This window comes from Sulfurihydrogenibium sp. YO3AOP1, assembly GCF_000020325.1.
In the GTDB taxonomy this organism is placed as follows: domain Bacteria; phylum Aquificota; class Aquificia; order Aquificales; family Hydrogenothermaceae; genus Sulfurihydrogenibium.
Genome location: NC_010730.1, coordinates 1,024,450 through 1,040,070, shown reverse-complemented (window position 1 = coordinate 1,040,070; position 15,621 = coordinate 1,024,450). Strand labels below are relative to the sequence as shown.

12 protein-coding genes are annotated in these 15,621 nt (G+C 30.3%); 5 read left to right on the top strand and 7 right to left on the bottom strand.

The window, feature by feature from the left end:
• Positions 1-1,161: a succinyldiaminopimelate transaminase gene (gene dapC, locus SYO3AOP1_RS05210; RefSeq protein ID WP_012459691.1), complete on the bottom strand. Its 1,161-nt coding sequence runs from the start codon at positions 1,159-1,161 to the stop codon at positions 1-3.
• Between the two features lie 290 nt (positions 1,162-1,451).
• Here dapC and SYO3AOP1_RS05205 point away from each other — a divergent pair, with 290 nt between their 5' ends.
• Genes SYO3AOP1_RS05205 through kdsB form a run of 5 tightly spaced genes read left to right on the top strand, consistent with a single transcriptional unit; the run spans position 1,452 to position 9,648 of the window.
• Entirely contained in the window at positions 1,452-3,938 is a 2,487-nt protein-coding gene (locus SYO3AOP1_RS05205; protein WP_012459690.1) for a sugar phosphate nucleotidyltransferase, read from the top strand.
• A 3-nt stretch (positions 3,939-3,941) separates the two neighbouring features.
• Positions 3,942-4,865 carry an Rpn family recombination-promoting nuclease/putative transposase gene (locus tag SYO3AOP1_RS05200; protein ID WP_012459689.1) on the top strand — a complete coding sequence of 308 codons (924 nt, stop codon included), beginning with the start codon at positions 3,942-3,944 and terminating at the stop codon, positions 4,863-4,865.
• Entirely contained in the window at positions 4,862-6,886 is a 2,025-nt protein-coding gene (locus tag SYO3AOP1_RS05195; RefSeq protein ID WP_012459688.1) for a glycoside hydrolase family 57 protein, read from the top strand. Before SYO3AOP1_RS05200 ends, SYO3AOP1_RS05195 begins: the two co-directional genes overlap by 4 nt.
• Position 6,887: 1 nt before the next feature.
• Positions 6,888-8,906 carry an alpha-amylase/4-alpha-glucanotransferase domain-containing protein gene (locus SYO3AOP1_RS05190; protein WP_012459687.1) on the top strand — a complete coding sequence of 673 codons (2,019 nt, stop codon included), beginning with the start codon at positions 6,888-6,890 and terminating at the stop codon, positions 8,904-8,906.
• A 1-nt stretch (position 8,907) separates the two neighbouring features.
• Positions 8,908-9,648, top strand: coding sequence for a 3-deoxy-manno-octulosonate cytidylyltransferase (kdsB, locus tag SYO3AOP1_RS05185; protein WP_012459686.1), 741 nt, complete (start codon positions 8,908-8,910; stop codon positions 9,646-9,648).
• A 558-nt stretch (positions 9,649-10,206) separates the two neighbouring features.
• On the opposite strand, the gene SYO3AOP1_RS05180 is transcribed toward kdsB, so the two are convergent.
• The 6 genes from SYO3AOP1_RS05180 to SYO3AOP1_RS05155 all read right to left on the bottom strand — a co-directional run bounded on the left by SYO3AOP1_RS05180 (position 10,207) and on the right by SYO3AOP1_RS05155 (position 15,249).
• A complete protein-coding gene (locus SYO3AOP1_RS05180; protein ID WP_012459685.1) occupies positions 10,207-10,524 on the bottom strand; it encodes a hypothetical protein in 318 nt (105 codons plus the stop codon).
• Positions 10,497-10,862 carry a flagellar export chaperone FliS gene (gene fliS, locus SYO3AOP1_RS05175; protein ID WP_012459684.1) on the bottom strand — a complete coding sequence of 122 codons (366 nt, stop codon included), beginning with the start codon at positions 10,860-10,862 and terminating at the stop codon, positions 10,497-10,499. The genes SYO3AOP1_RS05180 and fliS overlap by 28 nt, the downstream gene beginning before the upstream one ends.
• Before the next feature lie 15 nt (positions 10,863-10,877).
• Positions 10,878-12,182, bottom strand: a complete 1,305-nt coding sequence (gene fliD, locus SYO3AOP1_RS05170; RefSeq protein WP_012459683.1) for a flagellar filament capping protein FliD — start codon at positions 12,180-12,182, stop codon at positions 10,878-10,880.
• 145 nt (positions 12,183-12,327) lie between these two features.
• The gene (locus SYO3AOP1_RS05165) at positions 12,328-12,732 is read right to left on the bottom strand and encodes a flagellar protein FlaG (RefSeq protein WP_012459682.1); all 405 of its coding nucleotides are present in this window, start codon (positions 12,730-12,732) and stop codon (positions 12,328-12,330) included.
• 129 nt (positions 12,733-12,861) lie between these two features.
• The gene (locus SYO3AOP1_RS05160; RefSeq protein WP_012459681.1) at positions 12,862-13,719 is read right to left on the bottom strand and encodes a flagellin; all 858 of its coding nucleotides are present in this window, start codon (positions 13,717-13,719) and stop codon (positions 12,862-12,864) included.
• 48 nt (positions 13,720-13,767) lie between these two features.
• Positions 13,768-15,249 carry a TPR domain-containing glycosyltransferase gene (locus SYO3AOP1_RS05155; RefSeq protein ID WP_012459680.1) on the bottom strand — a complete coding sequence of 494 codons (1,482 nt, stop codon included), beginning with the start codon at positions 15,247-15,249 and terminating at the stop codon, positions 13,768-13,770.
• Positions 15,250-15,621 lie beyond the last annotated feature (372 nt).

Genomic DNA, 15,621 nt, shown 5'->3' with positions numbered 1-15,621 from the left:
TTATATACTCTCCCAAATTTTTAACGCTTCTTTACATTCTTCAATGGTTGGAACTAATGCAATTCTAAAATATTGACTTTCGCAGGTTCCTTCGTTTATCTCTGTGCTACTACAGAAATTTTCTCCGATAGAAACTATAATACCATTTTCTAACAAAATCTTTGCATAATCTTTTGAAGAGATTCCGTTTGGAGCTTTAATCCAAATATAAAAAGTGGCTTTTGGATACAGATATTCAAAACCTTTTTTATTTAAGAATTCTAAAAATAAATCTCTCTTCTCTCTAAAAATTTTGTTTCTTTCAATTACATGGCTTTCGTCTTCCCATGCTGTCTTAGCTGCCATTTGAATAAAATCTGGACTTGCAACGCCAAAATTTGCCCTTTCTTTTTTATAAAAGCTTATAATCTTTTCATCTCCGGCAACAAACCCAGACCTGTAACCAGTCATACCACTTCTTTTTGATAAAGAATGAAAAACTACAACATTATCCATGCCAAATTGTAAAGCTGAATGTGGTTTTTCTTCAAAATATATTTCTGTATAACATTCATCAGAACATAAAATAATATTATATTCTTGACAAATTTTTATAGTTTCTTCAAAATAGCTTGCAGGTGCTACTGCTCCGGTTGGGTTGTGTGGATAGTTTATCCATACAATCTTTGTCTCTTTTAGTATTTCTTTATCAATTTTATCAAGTCTGAGTAAAAAACCGTCTTCTTCTTTTAGTTTTATAGGCGTTGGAATCCCTCCTGCATACAACGTTCCTCTTTCGTATACTGGATATGCCGGCGTTCCAAAGATGACTCTTTTTTTATCTTCCTCCGGGTCTATAAAAACCAACGGAAAATGAAAAATTGCTTCCTTGGAGCCTGCCGATGGTATTATTTGCGTATCTGAATTTAGTTTTACAGAAAATCTATTTTCAAACCATTTTGAAATTGTATCTCTTAGTTCTTTTCTTCCGGCAACTGATGGATACTGGCTAACTTCCGGAATTGCATTTTTAATTGCATTTCTTATTATTTCTGGCGTTGGTTCTTTTGGGTCACCTGTTCCAAAATCATAAATTTTTATTCCTCTTTCTTTTAGCGATGCTTTAATTTTATTTAACTCTTCCATAGGATAATTTTTAAGATTTTTTATTGCCTTGTTCATTCAATACTCCTTATACTTTTTTATATTAAAATCCACTATATACGTCGGGTGAGAAATTCAGTAAAAAGAGGAGATTCTTCACTTCGCTCAGAATGACAAATAAGGTTATCCTTCCTTTAATGCGTGTCATTCAACCTTTTGCTGTCATCCTGAGGACGTAAGTCCGAAGGATCTCCTTTTTAAATTCTATAAATTCCTAATTTCTCACCCAGAGTTTACTTTTAGTATTATTTTAGCATACCTGAATAATGCTATAATTATTTAACCTTTTTGAGATAGGGGGAGAGAATATGAAAGCAGTTGTTATGGCAGGTGGATTTGGTACAAGAATACAACCATTAACAAACAGCATTCCAAAACCGATGCTTCCAATCCTTAACAAACCAATGATGGAGCATATTATCAAAAAACTCAAATCTGTTGGCATCACTGAAATCGTTGTCTTATTATACTTTAAGCCAGAAGTTATCCAGAACTACTTTAAAGATGGCTCTGACTTTGGAATTAAAATAAACTATGTGCTGCCGGATGATGATTACGGAACAGCTGGGGCTGTAAAAAAAGCCCAAAAGTATCTTGATGAAAGGTTTATCGTAGTAAGTGGGGATTTAGTTACAGATTTTGATTTTAAAGAAATAATCGGATTTCATGATGCTGTTAACTCTAAATTAACAATCACTTTAACATCTGTTGAAGACCCGCTGCAGTTTGGAGTAGTAATTACAGATAAAGATGGAAAAATTCTTAGATTTTTAGAAAAGCCAGGATGGGGAGAGGTTTTTAGCGACACGATAAACACCGGTATTTATGTAATTGAACCAGAGATATTAGATTATATTCCGGATAATATTCCGTTTGATTTTAGTAAAGACCTATTTCCTAAGCTTATGAAAGAAGGAATCACACTTTACGGATATAATGCGAAAGGCTATTGGAGAGATGTTGGAAATCCGGAGAGTTATAGAGAAGTAAATAAAGATATTTTAAAAGAAAAGGTAAAGATAGATTTTGAAGGCGAAAAACTCGTTTATCCATCCGGTGTTTTATATACAAAAACAAAAGATTTACCGGCAAGTTTAGAAATCGTTGGTAAAGTTGTATTAGATGAAAATGTAAAATTAGAAGAAAATATCATACTTGAAAATGTAGTCGTTGGCAAAAACTGTCATATAGGAAAAAATACATACATTAAAGACAGTGTTTTATGGTGGGATGTTAAAATTGGCAGTAACTGCAAATTTTTAAACTCTGTTATCTGTAATAATAACATTATAGAAAACAATGTAAGAGCCGAGCATGGAGTCATCATAGCAGAAGGTTGTGAGATAAAAGATAATGTAGCATTTGAGAAAGATGTTATTATTTGGCCAAACAAACTCATTGAAGAAGGCGCTATTATTAGTAGCAATCTTATTTGGGGTGATAAATGGAAATCTTCATTGTTTGAAGGTGGTAAAGTCTCCGGAAGAACCAATATTGAGCTTTCTAATGAAATGGCAGCCAAGCTTGCTGCAAGCTTTGGGTCTATATTACCACTTGGAAAGACAATTTTAATGTCAAGAGATTATCATAGGGCTTCAAGAATGTTAAAAAGGTCTTTCCTTGGTGGACTGCTTGGTTCAGGTTTAAACGTTATAGATTTAAAACTTATGCCACTTCCAGTTATGAGATTTTTACTATCAAATACCGATGCGATCGGTGGAGTACATTTCAGACAATCTCCAGAAAATCCAACAATCACAGAGATTTTATTCTACGACAACGACGGGCTTTTGATAGACACAAATACAGAAAAATTCATAGAAAGAATATTCTTTAGAGAAAGTTTTAGAAGAGTAAATTATAATGAAATAGGAGAAATCAAAGATGAACCACTGCCATTAAAATCCTACAAAGAAAAATTTTTATCATTGATAGACCAAGAGAGCATTAAAAGTCATAAATTTAAAATCATTACAGACCTGCTAAATGGTTCTACTTCCATTATATATCCAGATATAGTAAATACAATCGGAATAGAAAACATTATTCTAAATGCTTATTTTGATGAGAAAAAATTGTCTCAAATCTCAACTCTTCATAAAAAATCCGCTGAAGAAATCTCGAAAATGGTCAATGTATTATCTGCTGATATAGGATTTGTAATGTATCCAAACGGTCAAAGAGTAGTAATCATATCAGATAATGGTGAAATTTTAGACAATGAAACAGCTATTTTGATAATACTCTATTTGATAGATAAAACAGTCAATAGACAAGTTAAAGTTTACTTACCTGTCTACGTTCCTGAAGTTATGGATGAGATGTTTGAAAATATAATCGTAGAAAGGGGTAAAACTATCGGTCTAAAATCTAACTTTTTAAAAGATTATTACTTCTTTGGAAATCTTGAAGGAAATTATACATTTACAGAAATGTCTTATAGCTTTGATGGTATGTTTGCATCTATTAAAATTCTTGAGATGTTAAGCAAGACAAAACAAAAAATATCAGATATACAGAAAATTATTCCAAACCATTATTTTGAGCATAAAGTTGTATCTTGTCCTATTAATCTAAAAGGAAAGATGATGAGAAAATTCACAGAAGAAGCGATAGGAAAAGATGCATCTTTTGTTGATGGTGTTAAAATCTTTATAGATAAGAAAACTTGGATATTAATGCTTCCAGACCAGTATGCAGATAGTTTACATCTATATGTCAATTCTGACAAAGAAGAGAAAGCAAAAGCTGTTTTAAATGAGTATATCGACAAGATAAACAAATGGATGGAATAGAAAATGGAAAATATCCAGCCACATGATTGGTTTTTTAAGCAAATATTTTCCAATCCAAAAAGCGTGAAAACTGTTTTAGATATATTTGCTCCAGATTTAGCAGAAGAAGTACAGCAGCTTAACATAGTAAACACAGAAAAATTTTCTAAAAAATCTAAAAAGTTTATGCTTGATTTGTTATACACATGTAAAGTTAAAGACCAAGAAGCATTTATTAGACTGATTTTTGAGCATAAATCTTACATAGATTATGACTTACCATCTCAATTATTGCACTACAACGCAGTAATATGGCAAGAAACAGCAAAAGAAAAACAATACTACCCACCAATCATTAACATAGTTTTCTATCACGGAGAAAGAAAATGGAATATATCTACAAGTCTGCCTGTTTTAAGCAGTAAAAATTTAGAAAAATACAGCTTGAAGTTAAACTACCTGCTTATAGATTTAAATCAAATATCAGATGAAGATTTGAAAAACAGACTATATCAAGATGTATGCACAATTTCAGCATTACTTGTTATGAAGCATATCTTTAAGGATATCCAAAACTTTAAACCGATTTTTAAGTTAATGATTGAATATAAATCAGATTGTCTGTATTTAGCTTTTGACTACATTGTATTAGTAAAAAAGGATATTGAAAAAGTAGAAGAAGTTTTAAAAGAAGTAGCCGGAGGTGATGAAAAAATGATGACTTTAACAGAAAAATGGAAAATGGAAGGAAAATTAGAAGGAAAATTGGAAGGTAAATTAGAAGCTAAAATGGAAGATTTAATAAAATTAACTCAACTAAAATTTGGAGTTATTCCAGAGAGTTTAGAAAAAATAATAAAACAGTGTAAAGAGATAGAAGAGTTAGACAAAATTTTTACAAAAGTAGCTTTAGCTAAAAGTATTGAGGAGTTAGAAAATATTAAATGAAAAAACTATACCTCTGTTTTTTATGGCATATGCACCAACCTTGGTATATAGACCCATTTACCCAAGAATTTGAAATGCCATGGGTGTTTTTACACGCAATAAAAGACTACTACGAAATGCCATGGCTTGTTTCAAGATACAAAAAAATAAAAGCAACGTTTAACTTAGTTCCTTCTTTAATAAAACAACTTCAAATATATTCAGAAAATCCTTCAAGCTGTAAATTCTTAAACTTATTGAAGAAGGATGCAAATAAGATTTCTAATACTGAAAAAGATTATCTTCTAACAATACTTTTCAATACAAATCTTACCACTATGATAAAGCCAATTCCAAGATACTTTCAGATTCATCAAAAGTATATGACTACTCAAAACTTAACCAATCAAGATTTTTTAGATTTGCAAGTTCTTTTTTTGCTATCTTGGACAGGTAATTATCTTAGAGAAAATAATCATTATATAAAAACTCTTTTAGAAAAAGGAAAAAATTTTACTCAAGCAGAAAAAGAAAAGCTTACAAATGTTCTATTAGACTTTTTAAAAGAAATCATTCCATATTACAAAAAACTCGAAAGCGAAGGAAAGATTGAGATTACCACAACGCCGTATTACCATCCAATCTTACCTTTACTTTTAAACATAGAATCAGCCAAAGAATCTAAACCTGACATCTCTCTACCTAAGATTACAGCAAACTTTAAAGAAGATGCAGTTTATCACCTCAACGCAGCTTTAGATGAGTATCAAAGTATTTTTGATAAAAAACCAAATGGACTTTGGCCGGCCGAAGGTTCTTTATCAAATCAAACATTAGATTTATTTATAGAGCATAAAATAAAATGGACAGCAACAGATGAAGATGTGCTTTACAACGTGGCAGGAAAAAGAGATAAGTATAAAATTTACAAGTATAAAGATATTTACATTTTTTTTAGAGATAAATATTTAAGTGATAGCATAGGATTTAGATATCAAAACATGAACGAAAAAAATGCGGTGGATGATTTTATATCTCATTTAAGGTCAATCTATAATTCTTCTCAGCACTGTCAAGTTGTAAGTGTGATTCTTGATGGAGAAAATGCTTGGGAGTTTTATAAAAACAATGGTAAAGATTTCTTCAATAGATTGTACTTTGAAATTTCCCACCAAAAGTGGATAGAATGTATTACATTTTCAGAAGTCTTAGAGAAAAATGTAGAAATTGAAAATTTAGAATCAATAAAAGCCGGTAGTTGGATATACGGAAATTTTACAACATGGGTAGGACACCCGGAGAAAAACACAGCATGGGAGTACCTATCAGAAACAAGAAACTTTTTAGAATCAGAAAAAGAAAATGATTTATATAAAAAGGCAATAGAATATATCTACATAGCAGAAGGGAGCGATTGGTTTTGGTGGTATGGAGATGACCATTTTACCATCTACGCAGACAAATTTGACCTTTTATTTAGGTCTAATCTAATGAAAGTTTATGATGTTCTTGGTAAAAAGCCACCGGCTAAGCTAAGCAAACCTATAAAACAAACATTCAAACAACCTATTATAAAAAAGCCGAAAAACTACATCACACCGACAATTGATGGAAAGATTACAAACTATTTTGAATGGTTGTTTTCAGGAGAGATAGACCTAACCTTTGATTTATCATCTATGAACACAGAGATTTTATTAAATAAACTTTACTATGGCTATGATAAAGAAAACTTTTATCTTAGATTTGATGGCAGTGTTAATCAGATAAAAAATGATATATTAAGACTAAATTTCATCACAGATAAAGAAATTTCATTTTCCATCCCGATTTCAAATGAAAAGTATACAGATGAAAACGGCGTTGAAGCTGCATGCGAAAAAATAATTGAAATTAAAATACCTTTAAATCTTTTAAACGAGAAAAAGTTTGAGTTTTATATAGAAATCTTGAAAGATTCTCGGCTTTTACAGAAGCTGCCTGTTTACAGTATAATTATGTTAGATATATCAGAAAATTTTGATTATGATTGGATGGTGTAAGATGATTAAATTACTATTTGGAATACACTGTCATCAACCGGTTGAAAACTTTTATGAAGTAGTCGATGAAGCTATAGAAAAGGCTTATAAACCTTTTTTAAAAACAGCTAAAAAATATCCAAAATTTAAGTTTGCAGTTCACTACTCAGGATGGCTTTTAGAGTATATAAAAAATTATAGTAAAGAAACGTTCAAACTTCTTCAAGATTTAGCACTTAACGGTCAGATAGAATTTTTCAGTGGTGGATACTACGAGCCAATCCTTGCAGCCATCCCATCAGATGATAGAAAATATCAAATTGAGAAGTTAAATAAATTTATCAAAGAAAACTTTGACCAGACACCAAAAGGATTATGGCTTACAGAAAGGGTTTGGGACAGTGGCATCATACCAGATATTACAAATCTTGGAATTGAGTATGTGATTGTAGATGATTATCATTTCTTATCAGCAGGATTTAAAAAAGAAAATCTTTATGGATATTACATTACAGAGTCAAACGGCTACAAAGTAAAGCTTTTTCCAATAAATAAAAATCTTAGATATTTAATTCCGTTTAAAACAGTTGATAAAATAAAAGAATATCTGTATACTTTGCCAAATATTGAAAATCCAGCAGGAATAATTTTTGACGATGGAGAAAAGTTTGGAATTTGGCCAAAAACTTACCAGTGGGTTTATCAGCAAGGTTGGTTAGAAAACTTTTTAAGCGAAATTTCAAATTCAAAGAACATTGAATTTATCCACTACCAAGAATATTCAGAAAATCAAAAACCACTTGGAATAGCTTACCTTCCTATCACTTCATACCATGAAATGGGAGAATGGAGTTTATTTGCAGAAGATTTTGAAGAGTTTGAAAGATTAAAAGAATTTTTAGAAAAAAACAACATGAGTCAAGAGTTTGAAAAGTTTGTAAAAGGCAACATATGGCACAACTTTTTGGTAAAGTATCCAGAATCAAACAGGATACATAAAAGATTTTTAGATTTATCAATCTCTTACAGAGATTATAAGAAAAATCAAACTTTTTTAGACAATCTTTTAAAATCTCAATGTAATGATGTTTTATGGCATGGAATTTTTGGCGGTCTTTACCTTCCAAACTTAAGAAATAACGCTTACAGATTTATCATAAAAGCAGAAAAAGAGATTGAAAAAATAACAAAAAAGCATAAAAAAGTTGAAGTTAAAGATATAAATTACGATGGATACGAAGAGGTAAAAGTTCATACAGATAATTTGATATTAATTTTTGATAGCAAAGAAGCAGGTCAACTAATAGAACTTTCAATTAAAGATAAAGAGTTTAACTTTCAAAACACACTAACAAGAAGAAAAGAAGGATATCACTATAAGCTACTTCAAACAAATCAATCAAACAATCATGACGATGAGGGTATCTCAACAATTCACGAGATACAAACGACGATAGACCCAGAAAAATCAAAAGATTTACTTATTTACGATTGGTATAACAAAAACTCATTTATAGACCATGTTACAGATGAGAGCTTTAATTTGGACAGTTTTTATAGGTGTAATTTTAGAGAGTTTTCAGATTTTGCAAACCAGTCATTTAATATTGAATATATAAATGAAGAAATCATTTTTAAACGAGAAGGTGGTATTTACTTAGACAAAAAATATGATTCAACTCTTATTAAAAAATACTTTATTAAAGGCACTGTATTAGAATATATTGTAAACCTTACAACAAAATACGAAAAGCCTTTAAAATACTTATTAGAATTTAACTTCCATTTTGCCAATTTAGAAGAAAGGCTCAGACAACCAATCTATCATGGAAAAAGCAATAAATTTTCTATATTTGATGAGTTTACAAATAAAACCATAGTTTTAGAATCTGTAAAGGATTGTGATATTTTTAGCTATCCAATCAACACAATCAGCCAATCGGAAAAAGGTGTTGATATTACAAACCAAGGCTTAACAATTGGATTTTTAACAGATTTTCAAAAAGATCTATACATAAAGTTTAAATTATCTGTATTGTAAAATGAGAAAAGCCATCGTTATACCGGCAAGGAAAGGTTCTACAAGATTAAAAGATAAGCTACTTTTGCCAGTAAATGGAAAGCCTATAATTGCCTGGACTGTTGAAAACTGTCTTAAAACGGACATTCCTGTAATAGTTGCCTGCGATAGTCAAGAATTTGTAGAAATTTTAAAAGATTATCCAATTGAAATTATTCTTACACCATCTGACCTAAAAAGTGGCTCAGACAGGATAGCTTACGCAGTAAAAGATAAAGATTTAGACTATATAGTCAACGTTCAAGGAGACGAGCCATTAATTGAGCCAAGAGATATTGTCAAACTGTTTGATCTGTTAAAAAATTCTCCTGTTGCAACATTGTATTATCCGATAGAAAAAGAAGATGATTATTTAAATCCAAACATAGTCAAAGTTATTTCCGATAAAGATGATTTTGCTATTTACTTTTCAAGAAGTCCAGTTCCATTTTATAGAGATTTAGATTTTAATCAGATGTTAAAAATACTTACTCCAAAAAAACACTTAGGTATTTATGGCTATCATAAAAAAGCATTGATAGATTTTTCATACAATCTCAAACCTGCACCAATAGAAGAAGTAGAAAAGTTAGAACAGCTAAGATTTTTATACAATGGCTACAAAATAAAACTTGCCAAAGTTTCTAAGGATACCGTCGGCATTGATACAAAAGAAGATTATGAAAAGTTTTGTAGTTTGGTAGAGAAAGAGATTGAAAGGTAAATATTTTGTTATAAATCAAGACTGTTCTAAAAATCTACACAGTCATTCTGCGGCCGGTGAAGAATCTTTTGTTTTTGTTTCCTTCCTTTTAAACGCATTAGAACATGAGATCCTTCGGCCTTCGGCCTCAGGATGACAAAGAACGACCCAATAGTGTCATTTCAAAAAATCAAAAGATGAGATCCTTCGGGCTAAAATCATCAAGATGACAAAAAGGTAAACTTGCAAAAATTTTGGAACAGTCTCTGTTGTTAATCATGTCGGATGAGAAAATCAAAGGAGACTGTTCTAAAAAAGTTTTTGATAAAAGTATTACCTTGTCTATCATTCTGAGCGAAGCGAAGAATCTCATTCTTACTCAATTTTAAATGAAGAGATTCCTCGGCTTTACAGCATCAGGATGATAAGAAAAGATAAGCTTACAAAAATTTTGGAAAACACTTATAAAGGTGGAGGCTTCTTGCCGGCTTTTAAAGGCAAATAAGGCAACTACTAACGTGCGATGTTTGCTCTTTCACTTTCTTTGTCATCTTGAAGACTTTAGTCCGGTACCGTCAATCATTCAAGCAACATTTTCTTAGCATTATACAAGTATTCTAATTCTTTATTTTTATCGTTTAATTTATTTATAATTAAATCCATTTTTTCTCTCAAACTATTTGATATTATGTCTACCTTCTCCTGCAGTAGCGATATTTTTTTTTCCTGTTTTACAAGTGATGTACTATTTTGACTTAAAAAATCATTAATGTCTTTAATTAAACTTTCCAAATAATTATAAATATTTGAATCAAAATCGTTTGAATTAAGAAGAATGACTAACCTTTCAGATTCAGCTAACAAATCGTCTAAACTTTTGATGATAACTCCTCCCATCCTTCTCTAACTGTATTTAAAATATCAATAACTTCATTTAAAGTATTTTCATCATTTTTTAAATTTCCAAGCATGATTTGTTTCTCACAAAAGTTATAAATTTCATATAAATTCTGAGCTATCTCTCCACCTTTTTCAATATCAAGACCTGTTTTTAAAGTTAAAAGGATATCTAATGCTTTATTTATGTGATTAATTTTTGATTTTAAATCATTATTTTTTATACTTTCTATTGCAGCTTTTAGTTCTAATATAATCCTTTCATATCCCATAGAAATAAGCTTTGGAAGGTTTGCTGTTTCCAAGCCTGTTTTTAAATAGCTTTCATATGGATTCACTTATTAATCTCCTTCTTATTTTGAGCTTTGATTGCCAAATGTTGCCTGAATTCTTGCACTAATATCGTTCATTTGAGCCTGTAGCATTTGCATTTGTATGAATTGATTTTTTAAAGTTTCAATTTCAATTTGAACTCTTTTTGTCTGTAAATCTATTAAGTTTTGAATATTTTGAATTTGACTATCATAAGATTTATTGTATTGGTCTAATATGCCATTAAATTGAGTATATGGATTTAGATAGGTTGTTAAATTATTTTTAATATTATTTAAAGTATTTTGAAGATCTGCCCCATTATTAGTCAAAGCATCATTTAGCTTTGATGTATTTAAAGAAATATGTCCGGATGTTCTGTCGAAGTTTATAATATCTGCAGTAAAAAGAGGTTGTAATTGGCTAAATATTCCGTTAACAATTTGATTTAAACCGTACTCACCGCTTAATTTCCCACCTTTGCCTGTTTCTTTGTTAACAGTATCTACAAGCTGGTTATAATAATTAACAATTGCCTGAAGAGTATCGGTTATTGGCTTATTATCTTTTTGAATTTGTAAAACAGTAGAACCAGTCTGAAATGCTGTAAAAGATAAACCAGGTATGTTTGTAAATGTATTAGTGTCGCTTTGTACCTGTAATCCATTTACTGTTGCTGCCCCATTTTGAGCATTTTGAATGTTTGTTAAACCTAATACAGAAACAGCATTTCCTGTATCAGATATCGTAAATGAGTTATCAGCTCCTGTTTTAGTCCCAGATATTACTAACTTATACTTTGGATTGCTTGATGTACCAACGTTTATAATAGAGGCTCTAAAGTTACCACTATTGGCACTTGCAGTATTATTAATTTTGTCAGCTAAAGATTGTAGTGAATCTGTGTTATCATAGTTAATATTATAGCTATTACCATTCATTGAAATTGTCAAAGTACCTGGATTTAAACCCAAGGATGCGTTTTTGTCAGAAAAAGAATTATTTGAAGCATAAACTTGATTTGTAGCTAATTGAGATATGTTTATATTATAAATTCCTTCTGATACATTAGTAGGGTCTGTTATAGATGCAGTTAATACATTAGGATTAGATACATTCACAGATTTTGCATTAACTGTAGAAGGGTCAGAAATGTTATTGATAGAACTTTGTAAATTTTTAAGAATACTTTGAATGTTTGAAATAACAGTTTTTTTATCAGAAATCTGCTGCTGTTGCCCCTGTAGCATAAGAATTTGCTGACTTTTTATCGCTTGAATTTGTTGCAATATAGAATTCATATCAAAACCATTAACTAAGCCTGTAACATTAAGTTCTCCAGCCATGATTGCCTCCTTTCAGTCGGAAGTGAGGAAGTGAGACAGTGAATAAGTGAATAAGTGAAATTAGTTTAACATATTTTTATTTTTCAATAATGTATAAAACCACATCCACCTACTCACTTATTCACCCACTCACTTATTCACTTTTTTATACTTTTTCGTTTACCAATGCACCAAGCATCTTGTTAATATTTTTAATTATATTTATTACATAATCAGGTGGAATTTGTCTGATTACCTCGTTGCTGGTAATATCTATTATTTTTACAACAGGCTCCTTTATTTCTTCATTTAATTCTATCTTAAGAGATTTATTTAAATAACTAATCTTATTTTGTAGCTCTTGTAGAATTTTCTTTAATTCTTCTGCATTTTTTATAGAATCTTTTAACTGATTTTCAAGCTGATTTTGATCTGTATTTGCAGCCTTTTGTATATTGATAGCAGTTGAAGTTTGAGAATTATCAATATTTTCAGGTCTTCTATCTTGATTTATAGGCTGAACATTCTGATTTATATCATTCAAAAAAGGATTAATGTTATTAACATTCATGTCTGACCACCTCCTTATTAACCAGCCCAAGTTCCAAAGCATAAGTATTTTTATACTTATCTTTTGGAACCCAGAACTTTAAAAAAATAAAAACCTGGGGCAAAACCCCAGGTTTAATATTATAAATTATTATCTTAATAATTGTAATACTAATTGATTTTTAGCGTTAGCTTGAGCGAGCATTGCAGTGCCAGATTGCATTAAGATTTGAAGTTTTGTAAAGTTAGCCATTTCATTAGCCATATCTACGTTTCTGATTCTGCTTTCAGCTTCTGATGTGTTAACTCTTGCTGTTTCGTTGTTAGATATGATTTTTTCAAGCTCTATTTGGTATGAACCAAATTTAGCTGCCATATCGTCTACTGCTTTAATTAAAGCATCTACAGTTGATACTGACGCGTTAGCATTTGCTTGAGTAGTTACGTCAATTGCAAAAGTAGTTCCACCAATTGCAACTGTAGATGGAGCATTTGTTGCTGTGCCAACTTGTACTGTAGCAGAAGCTGTTGTCATTACTAATTCTTGGTTTGTTCTTCCACCATAATGGATTGTGAAAGTAGTTGGTCCTGCTCCACTAAACAAGTTTAATCCATTAAATTCCGTATCTTTGAATATTTTACCTATAGCATCTGCTAAGCTGTTAATATCCTGTTGGATTTGTCCTCTTGAAGTATCATCAGATGTATTAGATGCCTGAATGACTTTACTTTTAATATCAACTAAGATATTGTAAACTTCTTTCAATGCTCCTTGTCCAATTTGGGCTAAGCTGATTCCATCGTTAGCGTTTCTTGTTCCTTGTTGCAATGATGCTGCATATTGTTTTAATTGGTTAGCTATGAAGTAACCTGCTGCATCGTCTGCTGCTCTGTTAATTCTAAATCCTGTAGATAATCTTTCTAAGGATTTGTTTTGCTGTGCTTCTGTTTGGTTAAGATTAACCAATGTGAAGTCTGCTGAGTAGTTGTAGTTAATTCTTAGTGCCATGATTTTTACCTCCTAAAAATTTATTTTCAATTTTATTATCGTGAGTTTTTAAAAATTTTTTAGTCTTTCTTTTAACTTTTTTGAAAATTCGGAAAAACCTAATTTATCGGATATTTCTATTAAATTTGGAAGATAATTTGCATCTTTTGAATACAAAACATAATTTTTAAGATACTCAAAAGCTTTATTTAAATTGTTCTCTCTAATTGAAATCTCATACAAATACTTATTGGCTTGAGTGTTAAACGGATTTATATCTAAGGCTTTTATAAAATACTCTTTTGCTTTTTCAAGTTCATTATTTTCTAAAGCCAATAATCCAATATCCGCATATGCTTGGTCTGAATTGTATAAAATTGCAGATTTTAAAATTATTTTTTCTGCTTCTTTTTTGTTTTTGTCCTTTATTAAGTAAAACAAGAGTCTGCTAATGTATAAACCTCTATGTTTTTTGTATATTTCTTTTATTTTTTGGATTATTTCCTCTTTACTTTCTTCTAAATTAATCATATTTACCAATTCATTTAAAACATTATCTTTCATAAATACATAGTCTGTAATAACTTTATTTCCATATCTATCAACACTTTGTAAAAATTTAATTCCCTCTTCTATTGCTTTTTCCATTTCCTTTTTCTCTTTATAGATTTCATACTTTAAATAATGAAAGTCAGGATAAAGCTCTTTTAATTTAAGCCCCTCATCTATTAGCTCTAAGGCTTTATCTGTTTCATTCAATCGTTTATATATTTGTGATGCGTAAGAATAAAAATGTATTTTAAAAGTACTGTCATTTTCAATAATATCTTTATTTTCTAAAAACTTGTTTATATATCTCAGACTTTTTCTTAGATATTTTTTTCCATTTTCATCAGCAGAAAGAATAAGATAGGATTGTACAACATAAAAAATATTTAAGTAGTACTCTTTTTGATTAGATTTTGACCTTCTTAATTCTTCAAAGATGAGTTTTAAATTTCTTTTGGCTTTACAAAGCTGTGTTTTTAAATCTGCATATCCATGATGTAAAACGTAAACGGAAAATGGTGGAATAATTATTGTTCCGGTGTTTTTGTTCACAACTCTTTCATGAATTTTACCTTCCCATACAAGCTCTGGTTTTTTTCTATGAATATGAACAGTACTTGAATATCCTTTTACTTGTCCGTTTATGTCTATATTTTTATAAATAACACCAATTCCTTCTATTACAGGATTCTCATGAACTAACAACAATATTCTTTTGAATCTCTCATATTCATCTTCTTCAAGCTCACAATCTGCATCAAAAAACCAAATCCATTCTCCGGTTGCTTTTTCTACTGCATATTGCCTTGCATCTGCAAATCCATTCCATTCTCTATAAAATACTTTTGCTCCATAACTTTTTGCAATCTCTACAGTTTTATCAGTTGAACCTGTATCTACTAAAACTATTTCATCAAATTTCCCTTTTATACTTTCAAGCAACCTGGGCAAATTATTCTCTTCATTTTTGGCTATAATACAAGCTGATACTTTTGCTATCATTCTATTCCCTCAATTTGTTTATGATATTTGGGATTATTATAACTTATGCCAAATCTTGAGCGAGAAAGTTAAAAGTAAAGAGGGATAAATAAGTATTTTATACGTCGGGTGAAAAATTCATTAAAAACAGGAGATTCTTCGCTTCGCTCAGAATGACATATAAGGTTATCCTTCCTTTAATGCGTATCATTCAACCTTTCGCTGTCATCGTATATTAAATATACTAAAAATTTTTTAAACTATAAGAGAATAAGTTTTATAATAATTATAGACATGGGAGAAAAAAAGAAGGACAGATCAAGTGTTTGTCATTGGTCTTTTAAGACCGATCAGGATGTTTTAGACTGTCCTTCCTCTACTTCCTAAAACCTG

Excerpts from the sequence above, each read along its gene's own strand:
- kdsB (WP_012459686.1), top strand. The coding sequence starts at position 8,908 with ATGAGAAAAGCCATCGTTATACCGGCAAGGAAAGGTTCTACAAGATTA.
- dapC (WP_012459691.1), bottom strand. The coding sequence starts at position 1,161 with ATGAACAAGGCAATAAAAAATCTTAAAAATTATCCTATGGAAGAGTTA.
- SYO3AOP1_RS05160 (WP_012459681.1), bottom strand. The coding sequence starts at position 13,719 with ATGGCACTAAGAATTAACTACAACTACTCAGCAGACTTCACATTGGTT.
- SYO3AOP1_RS05190 (WP_012459687.1), top strand. The coding sequence starts at position 6,888 with ATGATTAAATTACTATTTGGAATACACTGTCATCAACCGGTTGAAAAC.
- SYO3AOP1_RS05155 (WP_012459680.1), bottom strand. The coding sequence starts at position 15,249 with ATGATAGCAAAAGTATCAGCTTGTATTATAGCCAAAAATGAAGAGAAT.
- SYO3AOP1_RS05200 (WP_012459689.1), top strand. The coding sequence starts at position 3,942 with ATGGAAAATATCCAGCCACATGATTGGTTTTTTAAGCAAATATTTTCC.
- fliD (WP_012459683.1), bottom strand. The coding sequence starts at position 12,182 with ATGGCTGGAGAACTTAATGTTACAGGCTTAGTTAATGGTTTTGATATG.
- SYO3AOP1_RS05165 (WP_012459682.1), bottom strand. The coding sequence starts at position 12,732 with ATGAATGTTAATAACATTAATCCTTTTTTGAATGATATAAATCAGAAT.
- SYO3AOP1_RS05180 (WP_012459685.1), bottom strand. The coding sequence starts at position 10,524 with ATGGGAGGAGTTATCATCAAAAGTTTAGACGATTTGTTAGCTGAATCT.
- SYO3AOP1_RS05205 (WP_012459690.1), top strand. The coding sequence starts at position 1,452 with ATGAAAGCAGTTGTTATGGCAGGTGGATTTGGTACAAGAATACAACCA.
- SYO3AOP1_RS05195 (WP_012459688.1), top strand. The coding sequence starts at position 4,862 with ATGAAAAAACTATACCTCTGTTTTTTATGGCATATGCACCAACCTTGG.